This window comes from Achromobacter sp. 10T422 (assembly GCF_056394065.1).
In genome coordinates this window covers 473,951-491,607 of record NZ_JBFTHD010000007.1, presented here as the reverse complement: position 1 = coordinate 491,607, position 17,657 = coordinate 473,951, and the positions used below count along the sequence as shown (strand labels likewise).

At 64.9% G+C, this 17,657-nt stretch carries 17 protein-coding genes; 14 read left to right on the top strand and 3 right to left on the bottom strand.

Features of this window, described 5'->3' with window-relative positions; genetic code table 11:
• Window positions 1-113: 113 nt before the first annotated feature.
• Window positions 114-1,130: an amino acid ABC transporter substrate-binding protein gene (locus tag AC1DB0_RS21450; RefSeq protein WP_054427064.1), complete on the bottom strand. Its 1,017-nt coding sequence runs from the start codon at window positions 1,128-1,130 to the stop codon at window positions 114-116.
• Window positions 1,131-1,456: 326 nt separating this feature from the next.
• Here AC1DB0_RS21450 and AC1DB0_RS21445 point away from each other — a divergent pair, with 326 nt between their 5' ends.
• The 6 genes from AC1DB0_RS21445 to AC1DB0_RS21420 all read left to right on the top strand — a co-directional run bounded on the left by AC1DB0_RS21445 (window position 1,457) and on the right by AC1DB0_RS21420 (window position 7,079).
• Window positions 1,457-2,218: a cell division ATP-binding protein FtsE gene (locus tag AC1DB0_RS21445; protein ID WP_054427063.1), complete on the top strand. Its 762-nt coding sequence runs from the start codon at window positions 1,457-1,459 to the stop codon at window positions 2,216-2,218.
• On the top strand, window positions 2,215-3,123 hold the full coding sequence (locus AC1DB0_RS21440; RefSeq protein ID WP_054427062.1) for a cell division protein FtsX: 909 nt from the start codon (window positions 2,215-2,217) through the stop codon (window positions 3,121-3,123). The genes AC1DB0_RS21445 and AC1DB0_RS21440 overlap by 4 nt, the downstream gene beginning before the upstream one ends.
• 407 nt (window positions 3,124-3,530) lie before the next feature.
• Window positions 3,531-4,337 (top strand): chemoreceptor glutamine deamidase CheD, encoded by an 807-nt coding sequence (cheD, locus tag AC1DB0_RS21435; RefSeq protein WP_054427061.1) that lies wholly within the window; start codon window positions 3,531-3,533, stop codon window positions 4,335-4,337.
• Window positions 4,338-4,384: 47 nt separating this feature from the next.
• The gene (gene thpR / locus AC1DB0_RS21430; RefSeq protein WP_476757577.1) at window positions 4,385-5,050 is read left to right on the top strand and encodes an RNA 2',3'-cyclic phosphodiesterase; all 666 of its coding nucleotides are present in this window, start codon (window positions 4,385-4,387) and stop codon (window positions 5,048-5,050) included.
• A 47-nt stretch (window positions 5,051-5,097) separates the two neighbouring features.
• Window positions 5,098-5,658, top strand: a complete 561-nt coding sequence (locus AC1DB0_RS21425; RefSeq protein ID WP_054427059.1) for a 5'-3'-deoxyribonucleotidase — start codon at window positions 5,098-5,100, stop codon at window positions 5,656-5,658.
• Between the two features lie 83 nt (window positions 5,659-5,741).
• Entirely contained in the window at window positions 5,742-7,079 is a 1,338-nt protein-coding gene (locus AC1DB0_RS21420; protein ID WP_054427058.1) for an NAD(P)H-dependent oxidoreductase, read from the top strand.
• 34 nt (window positions 7,080-7,113) lie between these two features.
• Here the strand turns inward: AC1DB0_RS21420 and AC1DB0_RS21415 are convergent, their stop codons facing one another.
• Window positions 7,114-7,860 (bottom strand): FadR/GntR family transcriptional regulator, encoded by a 747-nt coding sequence (locus AC1DB0_RS21415; protein WP_054427057.1) that lies wholly within the window; start codon window positions 7,858-7,860, stop codon window positions 7,114-7,116.
• Between the two features lie 37 nt (window positions 7,861-7,897).
• Window positions 7,898-8,635, bottom strand: a complete 738-nt coding sequence (locus AC1DB0_RS21410; RefSeq protein ID WP_054427056.1) for an SDR family NAD(P)-dependent oxidoreductase — start codon at window positions 8,633-8,635, stop codon at window positions 7,898-7,900.
• 387 nt (window positions 8,636-9,022) lie between these two features.
• Here AC1DB0_RS21410 and AC1DB0_RS21405 point away from each other — a divergent pair, with 387 nt between their 5' ends.
• From AC1DB0_RS21405 to AC1DB0_RS21370, 8 genes are all read left to right on the top strand, one after another.
• Window positions 9,023-10,258 carry a branched-chain amino acid ABC transporter substrate-binding protein gene (locus tag AC1DB0_RS21405; RefSeq protein WP_054427055.1) on the top strand — a complete coding sequence of 412 codons (1,236 nt, stop codon included), beginning with the start codon at window positions 9,023-9,025 and terminating at the stop codon, window positions 10,256-10,258.
• A gap of 168 nt (window positions 10,259-10,426) precedes the next feature.
• On the top strand, window positions 10,427-11,368 hold the full coding sequence (locus AC1DB0_RS21400) for a branched-chain amino acid ABC transporter permease (RefSeq protein ID WP_342067912.1): 942 nt from the start codon (window positions 10,427-10,429) through the stop codon (window positions 11,366-11,368).
• Window positions 11,365-12,633 (top strand): branched-chain amino acid ABC transporter permease, encoded by a 1,269-nt coding sequence (locus AC1DB0_RS21395; protein WP_476757576.1) that lies wholly within the window; start codon window positions 11,365-11,367, stop codon window positions 12,631-12,633. Before AC1DB0_RS21400 ends, AC1DB0_RS21395 begins: the two co-directional genes overlap by 4 nt.
• Window positions 12,630-13,382: an ABC transporter ATP-binding protein gene (locus AC1DB0_RS21390; RefSeq protein WP_054427052.1), complete on the top strand. Its 753-nt coding sequence runs from the start codon at window positions 12,630-12,632 to the stop codon at window positions 13,380-13,382. Before AC1DB0_RS21395 ends, AC1DB0_RS21390 begins: the two co-directional genes overlap by 4 nt.
• Window positions 13,379-14,122 (top strand): ABC transporter ATP-binding protein, encoded by a 744-nt coding sequence (locus tag AC1DB0_RS21385; protein ID WP_054427051.1) that lies wholly within the window; start codon window positions 13,379-13,381, stop codon window positions 14,120-14,122. The genes AC1DB0_RS21390 and AC1DB0_RS21385 overlap by 4 nt, the downstream gene beginning before the upstream one ends.
• Before the next feature lie 36 nt (window positions 14,123-14,158).
• Window positions 14,159-14,947 carry an SDR family NAD(P)-dependent oxidoreductase gene (locus AC1DB0_RS21380; RefSeq protein ID WP_476757575.1) on the top strand — a complete coding sequence of 263 codons (789 nt, stop codon included), beginning with the start codon at window positions 14,159-14,161 and terminating at the stop codon, window positions 14,945-14,947.
• A gap of 37 nt (window positions 14,948-14,984) precedes the next feature.
• On the top strand, window positions 14,985-17,168 hold the full coding sequence (locus AC1DB0_RS21375; RefSeq protein ID WP_476757574.1) for an alpha-ketoacid dehydrogenase subunit alpha/beta: 2,184 nt from the start codon (window positions 14,985-14,987) through the stop codon (window positions 17,166-17,168).
• The gene (locus AC1DB0_RS21370; protein WP_054427048.1) at window positions 17,165-17,653 is read left to right on the top strand and encodes a VOC family protein; all 489 of its coding nucleotides are present in this window, start codon (window positions 17,165-17,167) and stop codon (window positions 17,651-17,653) included. Before AC1DB0_RS21375 ends, AC1DB0_RS21370 begins: the two co-directional genes overlap by 4 nt.
• The last annotated feature ends 4 nt before the right edge of the window (window positions 17,654-17,657 follow it).

Sequence of the window (17,657 nt, the reverse complement as noted above, 5' to 3'; positions counted from 1 at the left end):
CGTACACCGGGTGGCAACGCCGGCAAGGCCACGCCCCCCACTCCTGCCGCCCGCTCGGTGGCGGGCTAGGCAAAACGGAGCGCTAGGGCTCCGTTTTGCCAGGCAGCCGTGTGTTAGCGCACCGGCCAGCCGTACATCAAACCGCCTTGCTTGTACGACGCGTTCAAGCCACGTTCCAGCTTCATCGCGCTGTTCTTGCCCAGCGTGTTTTCGAAGCTTTCACCGTAGTTGCCCACGTTCTTGATGATGTTGTAGGCCCACTTGTCGTCCACGCCCAGGTTCTTGCCCATGCCCGGGGTCACGCCCAGGATGCGCTGGATGTTGGGGTTGGGGCTCTTCAGCATTTCATCCACGTTCGCCTTGGTGATGCCGTATTCCTCGGCTTCCAGCATGGCGTTCAGCGACCAGCGCACGATGTTGAACCATTGCTCGTCGCCCTGGCGAACCATGGGGCCCAACGGTTCCTTCGAGAAGTCTTCCGGCAGGATGACGAACTTGTCCGGATTCTCGAGCGTGGTGCGGGTGGAGGCCAGTTGCGACTTGTCGGTCGTGAAGGCGTCGCAGCGGCCGGCCGAGAAGGCGCGGATGATTTCGTCGTACTTGTCGATCACGACCGGCTTGAATTCGATCTTCTGGCCGCGGAACCAGTCAGCCAGGTTCAGCTCGGTGGTCGTGCCCGGCTGCACGCAGATCGTGGCGCCGTTCAGTTCCTTTGCGCTCTTGACGTTCAGGTCCTTGGAGACCATGACGCCTTGCGAGTCGTAGTAGTTCACGCCAACGCCGATCAGGCCCAGCGTCGTGTCGCGGGTCAGCGTCACGGTGGTGTTGCGGGTCAGCACGTCGACTTCGCCGGATTGCAGCGCGGTGAAGCGTTGCTGCGTGTTCAGCGGCGTGAACTTCACCTTGGAGGCATCGCCGAACATGGTCGACGCGATGGCGCGGCACATGTCCACGTCAATGCCCTTGTACTCGCCCTTGCTGTCGGCGATGGAGAAACCCGGAATGCCCGTCGACACGCCGCACTGGACAAACCCTTTTTTCTTGACGTTATCGAAGGTCGCGCCCGCATTGGCGGCTGCCGAAACAGCGAACAATGCCGCGCCAATAGCAGCGAGTTTCAGTACTTTCATCGTGATCTCCGTGTGGGATAAAGCGAGCCTTGCGCGAGCCGGGTTGGGCCGACGCATGGGGCGGATGGTAGCGTCCACGAAGCACGCGGCGCATCCGGGAATTCCCTTGAAATATAGGGACACTGGCGAAATCAAACGTCGTTTTCGTACGAAAACGGGGACGCGTTTTCACCTATTTCGAACCCGTCCGAGACGCGTTCATTTCGTTCTGATCAAAAGGTGTCCACCTGGTCACGGCGTAATGCTTTTTCACAGGGCAGGCACGAATCGGCTTAGGTCTCCTTACTGTCCCCGAGTTACTATTGCGGCTTCATCTGACAGCCGCCATGATCGAATTCCAACACGTATTCAAATCATATGGTCGCGGCCGAAATATTCTGGCCGACATCAACTTCCGCGTAAGCGCGGGAGAATTCGTTTTCGTCTCGGGGCCGTCCGGCGCCGGCAAGTCCACACTGCTCAAGCTGATTGGCGGGCTGGAGCCCGCTAGCCGCGGGTCCATCCAGGTCAACGGCCAGCGGCTGGACAAGCTGCCCGCACGGGCCCGGCCGTACTTGCGCCGCGCCGTAGGCGTCATCTTGCAAGACACCCATCTGTTATTCGATCGAAGCGCGTTCGAAAACGTGATGCTGCCGCTGGCGGTTCAGGGGCACCCCTGGGATTCCGCCGCCGCGCGCGCCCGCGCCGCGCTGGACAAAGTGGGGCTGTCGGGCAAAGAAGATTTGAATCCCATCGAACTATCGGGCGGCGAACAGCAGCGGCTGGCGATTGCGCGCGCCATCGTGAACCGGCCCGCCATCCTGATTGCGGATGAACCCACCGCCAACCTTGACCACGACAACGCGCAACGCATCATGAACGTGTTCCGCGACTTCAACCGCGTGGGCGTGACGACGCTGATCGCCTCGCACGACCAGGACCTCATGGCGCGCTACGCCACTCGCACCTTGCGCATCGACCCGGGCAAGTTCGCCGATTCGAACGGGTCCGCCCCGCCCCCAGACGCCGCACCGCCTCAAGCCGCCCCGCCCCGCACGGGCGGCGGCCGCGCGGAACCCGGCATGGGCCATCCGGGAGCCTCGTCATGAACGCCTGGCTGCGGCAGCACCGCTATGCGTTGATGGTCACCCTGCGCCGGCTGGCCAAACAACCGTTCTCATCCCTGGCCAACCTGCTGGTGATGGCGCTGGCATTGGCCCTGCCGTTGCTGGGCAGCGCCATTCTGGTGTCGGTCCAACCCGTGGCGCGGCAGATGTCCGTTACCCCGGAAGTGACTGTGTTCATGCGCGTGGATGCTCCATCGGGCGCCGCGGCAGACGTGGCTAAACGCATCAAGGACGAATATCAGGAAGACGTGCGCGCCGTGCGCGTGGTGGGACGCGATGCCGCGCTGGCCGATCTGCGCGCCAATCCGGCGTGGCAGCAGGCGCTGGCCGTGTTGCCCGGCAACCCGCTGCCGGACGCCGTGGTCGTGACGCTGGCCGACGGCGACAACCTGGCCGGGCGCGCCGACAAGCTGGCCGGCGCCTGGAAACAATGGAATCACGTAGACCTGGTGCAGCTGGACAGCGCCTGGGTGCAGCGCCTGGAAGCCATTCTGCGTTTTGCGCGAATCGGCCTGGGTTTCCTGGCCGCGTGCGTCGCCGTCGTGGTGCTGGCCACGGTGTTCAACACCGTGCGCATGCAAGCGCTGTCGCAACGTGAAGAAATTGGCGTCGCCCGCTTGGTGGGCGCCACGGAATCCTTCGTGCGCCGGCCGTTTTTGTACCTGGGTGCGCTGTCGGGCGCCGTGGCGTCACTGCTGGCGATTGGCGTGTCGGCCATTGCGCTGTCACCGCTGAACGACGCCCTGCTTGGGCTTGCCCGCAGCTACGGCGCGGAATTCGCCCTGCACCTGCCGGGCGCGTCCGTGCTGATCTTCGCCGTGGTGGCCTCTGCCGCCTTGGGCGCCTTGTCGGCCCGCTGGTCGGTGACGCGCAGCACGCGGTTCTGATCGCAGCGGCGCGGGCACCCGCGCTGGTATTCCCATACCAGTACGTTCACACCGCGCCAGGGCGGCCACGCCCGGAAAATCTTCCATAAAGCCACGTATGAAGCCTGAACCTCCCCGTGATCCGGGGAAAGGCTTCATGCATGGCTGTGTACGATGATTCCAAGCCGTCCTTACGGACGGAGACTACGTCTTCGAGCGTCCAGCAATCAGCCGGCGATGCGCCAGGGAGAGGAAAGCGCGTTAATAATCAGGGACGTATCACGTCGCAGCCGTTACAAGCATTTCCCCCGTTGTCCGCTGGGATATGCAAGAATAAAGCGACATTTTTTTACACTTTTTGAAACATTCGCTGTTTTACCGAGCTACGTCCTTCGTGTCCCAATCGCTGTTCTTGCCCCTTAAGTCCCATGGTCGCCCGTCTTGAAGCCCGTGCAACGCGCCACTATTTCGATAGCGCGTTCCAATGTCAGGCGGTGAAAGTGCTCCCCAACGAGTACTACGTCACCGACGAAGACCTGATGATCTCGACCGTACTCGGGTCGTGTGTTGCCGCCTGTATCCATGACCCGGTCACGGGCGTGGGCGGCATGAACCATTTCATGTTGCCGGAAGGCGACATGCAGTCGCCCGCGTCGGCCACGATGCGCTATGGCGCGTTTGCCATGGAAGTGCTGATCAACGAACTGCTCAAAGCGGGCGCCGTGCGCGACCGCCTGGAAGCCAAGGTGTTCGGCGGCGGCGCGGTGCTAAGTGCCATGCAGCAGATGAACATTGGCGAGCGCAACGGCGAATTCGTCCTGAACTACCTGCGCACGGAAGGCATTCCGGTCAAGGGGCAGGACCTGGGCGACGTGCATGCGCGACGCATCAATTACTTCCCGCGCGATGGCCGGGTGATGGTGCGCAAGATGGCGCCGCACCACCAGCGCGCCGAGGAAATCATCGCCAAGCGCGAACAGGCCGCGGCGCAAAGCGTGCAAGCCAAGACGCAAACGCCGCAGCGTGTCGAACGCTTCACCCGGCCGGGTGTGGAACGCTTTGATCGTCCTGGCGTAGAACGCTTCGACAAGCCTGCGCGCCCCGGTGTGGAACGTTTCGACAAACCGGCCCGCCCTGGCGTAGAGCGGTTCGACCGCCCTGCCCGGCCCGGCGTCGAACGCTTTGACACCGCGCTCTCGCGCCTGCGCAACAAGTCGGAAACCACCGACACCTGAAGGGCAAGCGACGACGGAACGGGACGCTGCGCGCCTACAATCAGCGCATGTCCACCGTCCGTCTCTTCTTCGCCCTGTGGCCGTCGCCCCCGCTTGCCGCCTCGCTTGCCGGCTGGGCGGAAGCCGCCCGGCCTGCCTGCGGCGGGCGCGTCATGCGCACCGAAACGCTGCACCTGACCCTGGCCTTTCTCGGCCCCGTGGATGCGCAACTGGCCGACAAGCTTGCCGCCGCCACGCCGGAACTCCGGCTGCCGCCAGGCGAGGTCACGCTGGATCATTACGGCGTCTTCAAACGCCAGCGCATCCTCTGGGCCGGGCCGCGCGCCACCCCTGCCGCGCTGCAAGCCGTGCATGACGAACTGTGGCGTTGGCTGGCCGGATACGGCCTGGCTGCGCCGCCCCAGCCTTTCCGCCCGCACGTCACGCTGCTGCGCAATATCGAACGTGCGGGTCCGGCCGAAGGCACGCCGGATTTCCCCCCTGATCACGCCTCAGATCACGCCTCAGATCACTCCCCCGATCACGCCTCAGCTCACTCCCCCGATCACGCCTCTGATCGCTCCCCCGATCGCTCCCCTGAGCAGGCCCCTGCTGAGCAGCCCCCTGCACCGCTCGTCTGGCGCTATGACCGCATGGTGCTGGTGGCCTCCGAATCGCTGACGGGCGGCAGCCGCTACCGCATCGTTGCGCAATCGCGCCCCGTGGAACCCTAGCCGGGCTCTGGCACAATCAGGCGCTTGCACAACCCCCTGGGATCGCCATGATCATCCTGCTGGACCAAGACGGCGTGCTGGCCGATTTCGAACACGCGTTCATCGACGCCTGGCGCGCGCGCTACCCCGACATCGCGCCCATTGAATTTGAAGACCGCAAGTCGTTCTACATCCGCGAGGATTACGGCCCCGAACTACGCGATATGGCCGAGGCCATCTACACCGCGCCCGGCTTCATCCGCAACCTGCCGCCCGTGCCGGGCGCGCTGGACGCCGTGCGCGAATTGCTGGCGCTGGGCATGGACGTGCGCATCTGCACGTCGCCGCTATCGCAGTTTGAAAATTGCGTGGCCGAAAAATACCTGTGGGTGGAAAAGAACCTGGGCCGCGACGCCACGCACCGGCTGATCCTGACCAAAGACAAGACGCTGGTTCAAGGCCATCTGCTGATCGACGACAAGCCCCTGATTGAAGGCGCCGTGAAGCCGCGCTGGAAACACATTCTGTTTGACGCGCCTTACAACCGGCACGTTACCGACCGGCCCCGCATCACGTGGTCGACGTGGCGCAATGTGCTGGCGGGCGAGCTCTATACAGCAGACGAGTGAGTTCGCCTGAATCCTGTTCAGCGGTCATGAATTAGGACTATTCTGTGTTGGCTGTACCCCCCCACCCCGGAGGAGCCCGCACCATGAATCTGTACCGTCTGCTCAAGCAGCGAGAAGCCGACCACAAGCCTTTACGAGTTGCACTGTTGGGCGCCGGAAAGTTCGGCGCCATGTTCATGAGCCAGGCTCCCCGCACGCCGGGGATGCGGCTGGTGGCGGTGGCGGATCTGGCGCCCGACCGCGCCCGCGCCGCCCTGACCCGCGTCGGCTGGCCCGCCAGCGCCCTTAACGCCGCCAACACCAACGACGCGCTGAAGAACGGCAAAGTCTTCTTCAGCGATGACCCCTTGGCCATCATCGCGAGCCCCGACGTCGACATCGTTATCGACGCCACCGGCCAGGCCGCCGCCGGCATCACCCACGTGCTGGCCTGCTGCGAATACGGCAAGCACATCATCATGGTCAATGTTGAAGCCGACGCGCTGGCCGGCCCGCTGTTGGCGCGCCGCGCGCGCGAAGCGGGCATCGTCTATTCACTGGCCTACGGCGACCAGCCTGCGCTGATCTGCGAAATGGTGGATTGGGCGCGCGCGTCCGGTTTCGAAGTGATGGCGGCCGGCAAGGGCACGAAATACCTGCCCGAATTTCACACGTCCACGCCCGACACCGTGTGGCCGTACTACGGCTTCACCGCGGAAATGGTGGCGGCGGGCGACTTCAACGCGCAGATGTTCAACAGCTTTCTGGACGGCACCAAAAGCGCCATCGAGATGGCGGCGGTGTCCAACGCCACGGGCTTGCTGCCGTCGCCGTCGGGCCTGCACTTCCCGCCTTGCGGCGTGGACGATCTGGCCCGTGTGCTGCGCCCGCGCGAAGACGGCGGCATCTTGCACCATCGCGGCCAGGTGGAAGTGATTTCATCGTTGGAACGCGATGGCCGCCCCGTGTTTCGCGACCTGCGCTGGGGCGTGTATGTGACGCTTGCGGCCGATAGCGATTACGTGCGCCGCTGCTTCCAGGAATACGGACTGGTAACGGACCCCAGCGGCAACTACACCGCCATGTACAAGCCCTATCACCTGATCGGGTTGGAGCTGGGCATCAGCGTGGCCAGCGTCGGGCTGCGGCGTGAACCCACTGGCGCGCCCGCCGGCTGGCACGGCGACGTGGTCGCCACCGCCAAGCGCGATTTGCAGGCCGGCCAGATTCTGGATGGCGAAGGCGGCTACACGGTGTATGGCCGGCTGATGCCCGCGCCTGATTCCGTGGAAGAAGGCTATCTGCCGCTGGGGCTGTCGCATCAGGTCAAACTGAAACACCCCGTGCGGCAATCGCAGGCGATCCGCTGGCGCGACGTGGAATACGACGAGCGCTCAACGGCCGTGCAATTCCGCCGCGAAATGGAACAGACCTTCGCCTGAAGCGAAGCCAGGCCAGGCCACCCCGCCCCGCCGCCTACACCGGCGCGGGGCGTTCGGCCTGAAACAAGCGCAGCCGATCTGCCGCGTTGCGCAGATGCTGTTCCGCCGCGCGCCCGGCGGCATCCGGGTCTGACCCTTCGATAGCCACAAAGATCGCCTGATGCTCGCTTTGCACGGCGGCCATGCGCTCCGCATACCGGCGCGCCGTGTTGTTGCGCGCGCTGCGAATGACGCGCCGCACATTCGCTTCCAGATAATCGTTCAGCGACACCAGATGCGGGTTGTGCGTGGCCTGCACGATGGCCTGATGGAACTGGTAGTCCTCTTCATCGCCCAGCTTGTCGTTGATCAGCGCGTACTCCATGCCGACCAGCGCCTGGCGCATCTTCTTCAAATCCTGATCCGTGCGGCGCTGCGCCGCGTAGCGCGCGGCGGTGACTTCGATGGACAGCATCAGTTCCAGGATGTGTTCCAGGTCCTGAGTGTCGCCCGGCGTGGGCGCGGCGATACGAAACGCGTTGCGCTGGAAGTTGGGGTCCACGAACACGCCGCTGCCCTGTTGCGACGTGATGAGCCCTTCGGACTTCAGCCGGGCCAGCGCCTCGCGCACGACGGCGCGGCTGACCGAATACGTTTCGGTCAGCTGCTTTTCGGTGGGCAGGCGGTCGCCGGGGGCAAGCACCCCTTGGCGTATCTGCTCGGCCAGCGTGTCGGCCAAGCCCGCGGAAAGCGAACTCTTGGGCGCGTTGCGCGGCGGGTCCTGGTCTGGATTCGTCGACATGGAAAATCGTGAACTCGTAATGGCGGCGTCCTGCACTTTAAGCGATATAGATGCCGCCGTTGACCTGCATGACTTCCCCGGTCACGAAGCCCGCCAGCGGCGAGCACAGGAAGGCGATGGACCCGGCGATCTCTTCGGCCGTGCCAAAGCGGCGTAGCGGCGTGCTTTCCAGCAACTGCGCGCCTTTCTGGCCAATCAGGTCGTGCGTCATGGAGGTCGCAATAATGCCCGGCGCCACCGCGTTCACGCGGATCTGCGGGGCCAGCTCCAGCGCCAGGCTGCGCGTGAAGCTCTGCACCGCGCCCTTGGACGCGGAATAGGCGGCGTGCGCGTAGCTGCCGCGCTGCGCGGCCAGCGACGTCAACAGCACGATGGAGCCGTTGTGACGCAGGTGGCGCTGCGCCGCCCGGCACGTATAGAAGGTGCCGTCCAGGTTCACGCGCATCAGCGTGCGCCAGGCCTCGTCGCTGGTGTCTTTGACCAGTTGTTCCGGGTAGATGCCGGCGCAATGCACCAGGTGATCCAGCCCGCCGAAATGCTTGGCGGCCGCATCGAACACGCGTTCGCAATCATGCGACACGGACACGTCCAGCGCATGCGTATAGACGCGCTGCCCGGTCGGGTCCAGCTCGGCTGCAACCTCTTCCAGGCGCGCGTTGTTGATGTCAGTCAGCACCAGCCGCGCGCCGTGGGCGGCCATCAGCCGCGCCGTCGCCAAGCCGATGCCATTGCCCGCGCCGGTGATCACGGCCACCTGTCCTTCAAACGAGATCATCCTGTCTCCAAGCTTGTTATGGGCGTGCCTTGCTGCCTTCCCGGCCGCCGCGAAATCTTTGATTGAACTCCTGAATCCGCCGCTTGACACGAGAAAATCGCTTGCCCTATGATTTATCGGACAACTTAATAAAGTTGCCTGACAACTTATTCCGAAAGCGTAAATCAACTCACGTTTTCAGGCAAGCCAGTCAGCAAAAACAAGGCCGAGCGCCGCAAAACAGGCAGGAGACAACAGGGTGAATATCACCGGCAGCACGACCGTATTCGCCCCTATCTCGCGTTTATCCCCTCCCCCTTGCACGACTCCCAGCCACACAAGAGCCGCCACCAAGCGCGCTTGATCGACTCACGCACTTACCACTCCCGTCCCACGGAGGAGACACGCATGAAATTGGCTTTCACCACCGGCCTGCTGTGCCTGGCCGGCTTTGCCGCATCGGCGCACGCCGCACCCGTCAAGATCGGTCTGATCGAAACCTTGTCCGGCCCGCAAGCGTCCACCGGCCTGATGTTCCGCGCCGCCGTCAAATACGAGCTGGACCGCATCAATGCGGCGGGCGGCTGGAATGGCCAGCCGCTGGAACTCGTTGAGTTCGACAACCAGGGCGGCCCTGTCGGCGCGTCCGACCGCTTCCGCGCCGCAGCCGCTGAAGGCGTGCAGGTGCTGGTGCAGGGTTCGTCGTCCGCCATCTCGGGGCAGCTGACCGAAGACGTGCGCAAACACAATCTGCGCAACCCCGGCAAGGAAGTCGTATTCCTGAACGTCGGCGGCGAAGCCCTGGAACTGACCGGCCAGAAGTGCCACTTCTACCACTTCCGTTTCACCACCAACGCCGACCTGCGCGTGAAGTCGCTGGCCTCGGTCATGTCGGCCGACGGCACGCTGGGCAAGCGCGTGTACGCCATCAACCAGAACTATTCCTGGGGCCAGGACATGGAAGGCGCCACCGAGCGCTTCGCCAAGCAGTACGGCTATGAAGTGGTGGGCAAGACGCTGCACGAAGTCAACAAGATCCAGGACTTCGCGCCCTACGTTGCGCGCATCCGCTCGGCCACGCCCGACACCGTCATCACCGGCAACTGGTCCAACGACCTGCTGCTGTTGATGAAGGCCACGCAGGCCGCCGGTCTGAAGGTGCGTTTCGCCACCGTGTTCCTGGACCAGGTGGGCAACCTGGCCAACGCCGGCGACGTCGCGCTGGGCCACTACATCGCTCACCCGTACAACATCGAAGCCGCGGGCGAAGAAGGCGCCAAGTTCGCCGAAGACTACAAGTCCAAGACCGGCCACTACCCCAGCTACACCGAACCGCAAACCGTGATCGGCGTGCGCTTTCTGGGTGAAGCGTTAAAGCAGGTGCAGCCCAAGGACGGCAAGCTGTCCGTGCCGGAACTGGCGAAGGCTTTGGAAAAGGTCACGTACACGTCGTCGCTGGGCACCTACACGATGCGCGCCGAAGACCACCAGGTGCAGTTGCCGATGGTGGTGTCGAAAGTGAGCAAGAACGCCAAGTACAAGGCCGACGGCACGGACATGGGCTTTGAGCCGGTGAAGGTGTTGGCGGCGGCGGACGTGTCGGCGCCGGTGCAGGAAACCTGCAAGATGCAGCGGCCGAATTAAGAACGGGATGATGGCTTGCGCGCGCCTGGCCAACGACACCTTGCCACGCGCGCGCAACCCATCATCACCCAGCCCCAATAAGCGCACTCCCGGCGCGGGCCGGAAAAACAACGTGCGCAATCGCTCGCAAGACGCGTGACGTCTTAGCGCAAGAATTATGGAGCGGACATGGAATACTTTACCGTCTCGCTGTTGAACGGCGTGATTTACGGCCTGCTGCTATTCATGGTGTCGGCAGGCCTGACACTGATTTTCGGAATGATGGGCGTGCTGAATTTTGCGCACGCCTCGTTCTACATGATCGGCGCCTACGCCGCCTACACGCTGACGCCCGTCACCGGTTTCTGGGTGGCGCTGGTGCTGGCGACGATCATCTCGGGCGTGCTGGGCATGGGCGTTGAACGCTTCTTCCTGCGCCGCGTCCACAAGTTCGGCCACGCGCAGGAACTGCTGGTGACCTTTGGCCTGGCGTTCATCGTGGCCGAGCTGATCAAGCTGTTCTACGGTGACTTCCCCGTGGACTACCGCGTGCCGCAATTCCTGAACTTCGCGGCCTTCCGCGTGTTCGATGCGGACTACCCCTTCTACCGCCTCTTGATGGGCGGCGTGTCGCTGGCGATGTTCGCCGTCATCTACCTGCTGCTGGCGCGCACCCGCGTGGGCATCGTCGTGCGCTCGGCCATCTACCGGCCGCGCATGGCCGAAGCGCTGGGCCACAACGTGCCGCTCGTGTTCATGAGCGTGTTCGGCGTGGGCGCCGCCATGGCCGGCCTGGCCGGTGCGGTGGCCGGCGCCTTCTACACCACCAACCCCAACATGGCGCTTGAACTGGGCGTACTGGTGTTCGTGGTCGTGGTCGTGGGCGGACTCGGTTCGCTGGAAGGCGCCATGATCGCGTCGCTGCTGATCGGCCTGATCAGTTCGTTCTCGGTCGGTATCGACGCCAGCCTGGCGTCGCTGTTCGGCCTGTTCGGCGCGGGCGAGTGGGCGGAAAGCGTGGGCGGTTTGATGACCGTGAAGATTTCCAGCCTGGCCGCCACCCTGCCCTTCCTGCTGATGCTGGTGGTGCTGCTGGTGAAGCCGTCGGGCCTGAAGGGAGAGCAGGCATGAGCCACACCCGTAAAGCCTCTGGCGCCTTGTTGTTGATTGCGTGTGTGGCGGCGCTGTGCGCGCTGCCCTGGCTGCTGCCTCCGGGCCAGCTGGTGGCAGCCGTTCAGATGCTGATCGCCGCGCTGTTTGCCTGCGCGTTCAATCTGTTGGCCGGCCAGGGCGGCATGCTGTCCTTTGGCCACGCCGCGTACTTTGGCGTAGGCACGTTCGCCACCATCCACGCGATGAACGCATTGGGTGGCGCGGGCCTCTTGCCCACGCCGCTGATGCCGCTGGTGGGCGGCGTGGCCGGGCTGCTGTTCGGCCTGGTCGCGGGCTGGTTCGCCACCATGCGTTCCGGCGTGTACTTTTCGATGATCACCTTGGCGCTGGCTGAACTGCTGCACGCATTGGCGCCGCACCTGAAAGGCGTGTTCGGCGGCGAAGCGGGCGTGTCCGCCATGCGCATGCCGGCATGGGGCTTCACCTTCGGCTCCGACATCGAGGTGTACTTCCTGGTGCTGGCCTGGGTGCTGATCTCGCTGGCGGCACTGTATGGCCTGACCCGTACGCCGCTGGGCCGGCTCACGCTGGGTCTGCGTGAAAACGCCAACCGCCTGCGCTATCTGGGTTACCGCCCGCATGCGCTGAAGACGATGGTGTTTGCGTTGTCGGCCATGTTCGCAGGCATCGCGGGGGGATTGCAGGCCTTGAACATCGAGGCCGGCAACTACGTGCTGTTCGAGGTCAAGCTGTCGACCGATGCCGTGCTGTTCGCCTACATCGGCGGCGTCAATGCCTTCCTGGGGCCGGTGCTGGGCGCGTCCATCCTGACGTTCCTGTCGCAGACGCTGGCCGACATCACGCGTTCGTGGCTGCTGTATCAAGGCATTCTGTTTGTGCTGGTGATGCTGTTCGTGCCGGACGGCCTGGTGGGCCTGGTGCAACGCGCCGCCAAGTCGCTGCGCGAGCGCGGCCTGGCCAACTGGCTGCCGCGCGCCATCGTGTCGGTTGCCGGCGGCCTGCTGCTGACCGCCGCCACCGTGTTTTCGGTAGAGCTCTTACAACGCATGTTCGCGCGTGACTACCGCGCGCTGCTCGCCATGAACCCCGACGCCGGCTGGCCCGCCATTCCCCTTTTCGGCCACGACTGGGCGCCGCTTGCGGTCTCGACCTGGCTGATTCCGGTGGCGCTGTTCGCCGCGGGCCTGTTGGCTTGCCGCTGTGCGATGGCGATGTGGCGTAACGACGGCGATGCCGCCCCTATGCTGGAGCCCGCAAAATGAGCCACGAGATCCTGACCCTGACCGACGTGCGCAAGTCCTTTGGCGAAGCGCAGATCATCCGCGGCGTGAACCTGGCGATTGAAGCCGGTGAACGCCATGCCGTCATCGGCCCCAACGGCGCGGGCAAGTCCACGCTGTTCCACCTGATGTCGGGTTCGTTTGCGCCCACCTCGGGTGATATCAGCCTGCGTTCGCGCTCCATTGGCGGCCTGGCCCCCGAAGCCATCAACCGGCTGGGCCTGGCGCGATCGTTTCAGATCACCAACGTGTTCCCGCGCCTGTCCGTGCGTGAAAACCTGCGCCTGGCGGTGCTGCGCATGCACGGGCTGGTCTACAACTTCTGGCGCCCCATTGCACGCAACCGCGCCGTCAACGAAGACGTGGACCGTCTGCTGGAAAAAGTGCGCCTGACGGCCAAGCAAGCCACCGCCGCCGGCGACCTGAACTACTCCGAACAGCGCTCGCTGGAAATCGGCATGACGCTGGCCTCGCGCCCGAAAGTCATCTTGCTGGACGAGCCGATGGCCGGCATGTCGCAGCACGAAGTCGACTACACGGTAGAACTCATCAAAGACGTGACGCGCGACTGCACTTTGCTGATCGTCGAACACGATATGCAGGTGGTGTTCTCGCTGGCCGACCGCATCAGCGTGCTGGTCTATGGCGAGATCCTGGCCACCGGCACGCCCGCAGAAATTCGCGGCGACGCCCGCGTGCGCGAAGCCTACCTGGGAGAGGAAACGGTATGACGACAACATCCCCCGCGCACGCCCCTGCGCACTCCCCCCTGCTCAGCCTGCACGGCGTGCACGCCCATTACGGCAAGAGCCACATCCTGCACGGCATCGACTTGTCCATCGGGCAAGGCGAAGTCGTCAGCCTGCTGGGCCGCAACGGCGCGGGCCGCTCCACCACCATGAAAAGCATCATGGGTCTGGTGGACGTGACCGGCGGGCGCATCGCCATCGAAGGGCGCGACATCACCAACAAACGCCCCTTCGAAATCGCACGCGCAGGCGTGGGCTTTGTGCCTGAAGAGCGCGAAGTCTTCGCCAACCTGACCGTGGACGAAAACCTGCGCATGGGCGAACAGCCCAAGCGCGACGACGCGCCCTACTGGACGGCCGCGCAGATGTTCGACTACTTCCCGCGCCTGAAAGAACGCAGCAACACCAAGGCCGGCAACCTGTCGGGCGGCGAACAGCAGATGCTGACCATGTGCCGTTCGCTGCTGGGCAACCCCAAGGTGATGCTGATTGACGAGCCCACCGAAGGGCTGGCGCCGAAGATCGTGGAAGTGATTGCCGACGTCATCCGCGATATCCACAAGCGCGGCGTATCGGTGGTGCTGGTGGAGCAAAAGCTGACGATTGCGCTGAAGGTGTCCACGCGGGTCAGCGTCATGGGCCACGGCCGCATCGTGTTCGAAGGACCGCCCGCGCAGCTGCATGAGCGCCAGGACGTCGTCCAGGAATGGCTGGCGGTCTGACCCCGCCATCACGCAACCCCTATACAGGTAACCCTCTTGGACAACCCTACTGAAGTCATCCATAGCGACCTGCGCGGCCAAACGGTCGTGATTACCGGCGGCGCCAAAGGCATCGGCTTTTCCACCGCGCAGGCCTTCGTGCGCCAAGGCGCGCGCGTGGCGCTGCTGGACATGGACGCTGCGGCGCTGGACGCCGCCGTGGCCGATCTGAAAGCGGCGGGCGGGGACGCCCTGGCCGTGCAGGCATCCGTCACGGATGCCGACGCCGTGGAACGCGCGTTCGCGCAAGTCGAACAGGCCTGGGGCGGCATCGACGTGCTGGTCAACAACGCCGGCATCTCGGCCAACAAGCCCACGCTGGAAGTCACCGTGGACGAATGGCGGCGCGCGGTCGACATCAACCTGACCGGCGTGTTTCTGTGCGCACAGGCCGCCGGCCGCCGCATGGTGCCGGCAGGGTCGGGCAGCATCATCAACCTGGCCTCGATGTACGGCGTGGTGGCCGCGCCCGACCGCGCCGCCTACTGCGCCACGAAGGGCGCGGTGGTGCTGCTGACCGAAACGCTGGCCGTGGAATGGGGCCCGATGGGCGTGCGCGTGAACGCGCTGGCGCCCGGCTATGTCGAGACCGATCTGGTGCGCGACCTGGCCGCGCGCGGCCGCCTGGACCCCGAACGCCTGAAGCAGCGCACGCCGCTGCGCCGCATGGCGCAGCCGGCAGAAATGGCCGACCTGGCGGTCTTTCTGGCATCGCGCCAGGCCGCCTACATCACCGGACACACCCTGGTGGCCGACGGCGGCTGGAGCCGCTACAGCTACCTCTAACCGCACCGACGCTTAAAAACATTCTGGAGATTCACTCATGGCCACCTACCAACCGCTTGAGCCCCAAGCGCCCTGGCGGCAACTGACGGTCGAGGCTCGCGACTGGCAGCAGGCGGACCCCGCCCTGCTCGGCACGATGCTGACCCAGCTGCACTGGATTCGCGCCTTTGAAGAGGCTGTGCTGGACCTGGCCGCCGAAGGCCTGGTGCACGGCCCCGCGCACTCGTCAGTCGGCCAGGAAGGCGGCGCCGTCGGTTCGGTGCTGGCGCTGGGCGCCGGCGATCAGATCAATGGCTCGCATCGCGGCCACCATCAGTTTCTGGCCAAGGCCTTGCAGCACGTGGCCCCGCTGGGCCTGGACCCGCGCAACCCGCACACGCCCGCCATCGATGAAGTCCTGCAAAAAACGCTGGCTGAAATCATGGGGCTGGCGCAAGGCTATTGCCGGGGCCGTGGGGGCAGCATGCACTTGCGCTGGCTGGAAGCCGGCGCGCTGGGCACCAATGCCATCGTGGGCGGCGGCGTGCCGCTGGCGGCGGGCGCGGGCTGGGCGCACAAGCACGCCGGCACCGACCGCGTGGCCGTGACGTACTTTGGTGACGGCGCGGTGAACATCGGCTCGGTGCTCGAAACGATGAACCTGACCGCCGCGTGGAAAACGCCGCTGTGTTTCTTCATCGAAAACAACCGCTACGCGGTGTCGACGACGGTGGAAGAGTCCACCGCCGAACCGCGCCTGTCTGCGCGTGGTCTGGCGTTCAACATTCCGTCGTGGAAGGTTGACGGCATGGACCCGCTGGCCGTGCATCTGGCCATGTCGGAAGCCGTGGCGCACATGCGTGCGGGCAACGGCCCGACCATCGTCGAAGTGGACGTGTACCGCTTCTTCCACCAGAACGGCCCCTTCCCCGGCAGCGCCTTCGGCTATCGCTCGAAAGACGAAGAAGCGCAATGGCGCCGCCGCGATCCTTTGGACAAGATCGCCTCTGAAATGATCGGCCGCCAGCTGATCACGCAAGCGGAAGTGGACGCGCTGCGTCAACGCTGCAAGGACGTCATGAAAGACGTGGCCGGCCGTCTGACCGAAGCGGCGGACGGCGGCAAGCGCCGCGTGCGCGCCGACCTCTGGCCCAGCCCCGACTTCCGCGACGTCGGCTTGCGCAGCGATGGTTCGGAACTGGCCGGCCTGCGCTACCAGGACGCCGATGACTACACGGGCACGAAGGTCGAACGCAAGTTCGTCGACGCCGTGGCCGACGTGCTGGACCGCCGCATGGAAACGGATGGTGGCGTCGTCGTGCTGGGCGAAGACGTGCACCGCTTGAAGGGCGGTACCAACGGCGCCACGCGTGGCCTGAAAGACAAGTACCCCGACCGCGTGCTGGGCACCCCGATCTCTGAAAACGCCTTCGCCGGCCTGGGCGGCGGGCTGGCGATGGACGGGCGCTACAAGCCCATCGTTGAATTCATGTACCCCGACTTCATGTGGGTGGCGGCCGACCAGATCTTCAACCAGATCGGCAAGGCCCGCCACATGTTCGGCGGCGACATCGACGTGCCCTTCGTGCTGCGCACCAAGGTCGCGATGGGCACGGGCTACGGCTCGCAGCACTCGATGGACCCGGCCGGCATCTTCGCCACCGCGCCGGGCTGGCGCATCGTCGCGCCATCCACGCCGTACGACTACGTGGGCTTGATGAACACCGCGCTGGCCTCCAAGGACCCGGTGCTGGTCATCGAACACGTGGACTTGTATGGGTCGTCCGGCGAGGTCGCCGAGGGCGACTTGGATTACGCCATTCCGTTCGGCAAAGCCCGCGTGCGCCGCACGGGCGGCAAGGTCACCATCCTGACGTATCTGGCGATGGTGGGCCGCGCATTGAAGGCCGCCGAGGAAGCCGGCGTGGACGCCGAGATCATCGACCTGCGCACGCTGGACCGCGCCAGCCTGGACTGGGACACCATCGGCGCCAGCATCCAGAAGACCAACAACGTACTGATCGTGGAGCAAGGCGCGCGCGGCACGTCGTATGGCGCGATGCTGTCCGATGAAATCCAGCGCCGCTACTTCGACTGGCTCGACCAGCCGATCAAGCGCGTGACTGGCGGCGAGGCGTCGCCCAGCATTTCGAAGGTGCTGGAACGCGCAGCGTTCGCCGACACCGAAGAAGTGCTGGCGGGCCTGGCCGATGTGCTGGCGGATCTGGGAGAACAAGCATGAGCGCGCTGCACATGACGGTGCCGATGGAAGTCGGCATCTGCTGCCAGAACCTGGATGCCCTGCTGGCGTTCTACACGGACGTCGTCGGCCTCGCGCTCGTCAACCGAGTGACGGTGCCCGCCGACAAGGCGCGCGCCACCGGCCTGACCGTGCACGGCTACGACGTGGCGCGCTTGCAGACGCCGTACGGCGAACGCATCAAGCTGCTGCAACCCAGCGTGGCGCCTGACGCCGCGGTGCGCGGCAAGACCATACTCGACCGCCAGGGCGCCACCTACCTGACCTTCATCGTGCGCGATCTGGCGGGCGTGGTGCGCGGCCTGGAATCCAAGGGCGTGGTGTTCGACAGCGCGCCCGCGCCGATGGAAGTGCGCCCGGGCACGTGGCTGGCGTTCTTCCGCGACCCCGAAGGCAACGTGCTGGAACTGGTCGAATACGACGACCCCGCCGCCTACCGGCCCGACCTGGCCGCCGCCGCAAACTAGGACG

What these genes read in the sequence shown, in the direction of transcription:
- AC1DB0_RS21450 (WP_054427064.1), bottom strand. Translation starts at nt 1,130, where the DNA reads ATGAAAGTACTGAAACTCGCTGCTATTGGCGCGGCATTGTTCGCTGTT.
- AC1DB0_RS21445 (WP_054427063.1), top strand. Translation starts at nt 1,457, where the DNA reads ATGATCGAATTCCAACACGTATTCAAATCATATGGTCGCGGCCGAAAT.
- AC1DB0_RS21440 (WP_054427062.1), top strand. Translation starts at nt 2,215, where the DNA reads ATGAACGCCTGGCTGCGGCAGCACCGCTATGCGTTGATGGTCACCCTG.
- cheD (WP_054427061.1), top strand. Translation starts at nt 3,531, where the DNA reads ATGGTCGCCCGTCTTGAAGCCCGTGCAACGCGCCACTATTTCGATAGC.
- thpR (WP_476757577.1), top strand. Translation starts at nt 4,385, where the DNA reads ATGTCCACCGTCCGTCTCTTCTTCGCCCTGTGGCCGTCGCCCCCGCTT.
- AC1DB0_RS21425 (WP_054427059.1), top strand. Translation starts at nt 5,098, where the DNA reads ATGATCATCCTGCTGGACCAAGACGGCGTGCTGGCCGATTTCGAACAC.
- AC1DB0_RS21420 (WP_054427058.1), top strand. Translation starts at nt 5,742, where the DNA reads ATGAATCTGTACCGTCTGCTCAAGCAGCGAGAAGCCGACCACAAGCCT.
- AC1DB0_RS21415 (WP_054427057.1), bottom strand. Translation starts at nt 7,860, where the DNA reads ATGTCGACGAATCCAGACCAGGACCCGCCGCGCAACGCGCCCAAGAGT.
- AC1DB0_RS21410 (WP_054427056.1), bottom strand. Translation starts at nt 8,635, where the DNA reads ATGATCTCGTTTGAAGGACAGGTGGCCGTGATCACCGGCGCGGGCAAT.
- AC1DB0_RS21405 (WP_054427055.1), top strand. Translation starts at nt 9,023, where the DNA reads ATGAAATTGGCTTTCACCACCGGCCTGCTGTGCCTGGCCGGCTTTGCC.
- AC1DB0_RS21400 (WP_342067912.1), top strand. Translation starts at nt 10,427, where the DNA reads ATGGAATACTTTACCGTCTCGCTGTTGAACGGCGTGATTTACGGCCTG.
- AC1DB0_RS21395 (WP_476757576.1), top strand. Translation starts at nt 11,365, where the DNA reads ATGAGCCACACCCGTAAAGCCTCTGGCGCCTTGTTGTTGATTGCGTGT.
- AC1DB0_RS21390 (WP_054427052.1), top strand. Translation starts at nt 12,630, where the DNA reads ATGAGCCACGAGATCCTGACCCTGACCGACGTGCGCAAGTCCTTTGGC.
- AC1DB0_RS21385 (WP_054427051.1), top strand. Translation starts at nt 13,379, where the DNA reads ATGACGACAACATCCCCCGCGCACGCCCCTGCGCACTCCCCCCTGCTC.
- AC1DB0_RS21375 (WP_476757574.1), top strand. Translation starts at nt 14,985, where the DNA reads ATGGCCACCTACCAACCGCTTGAGCCCCAAGCGCCCTGGCGGCAACTG.
- AC1DB0_RS21370 (WP_054427048.1), top strand. Translation starts at nt 17,165, where the DNA reads ATGAGCGCGCTGCACATGACGGTGCCGATGGAAGTCGGCATCTGCTGC.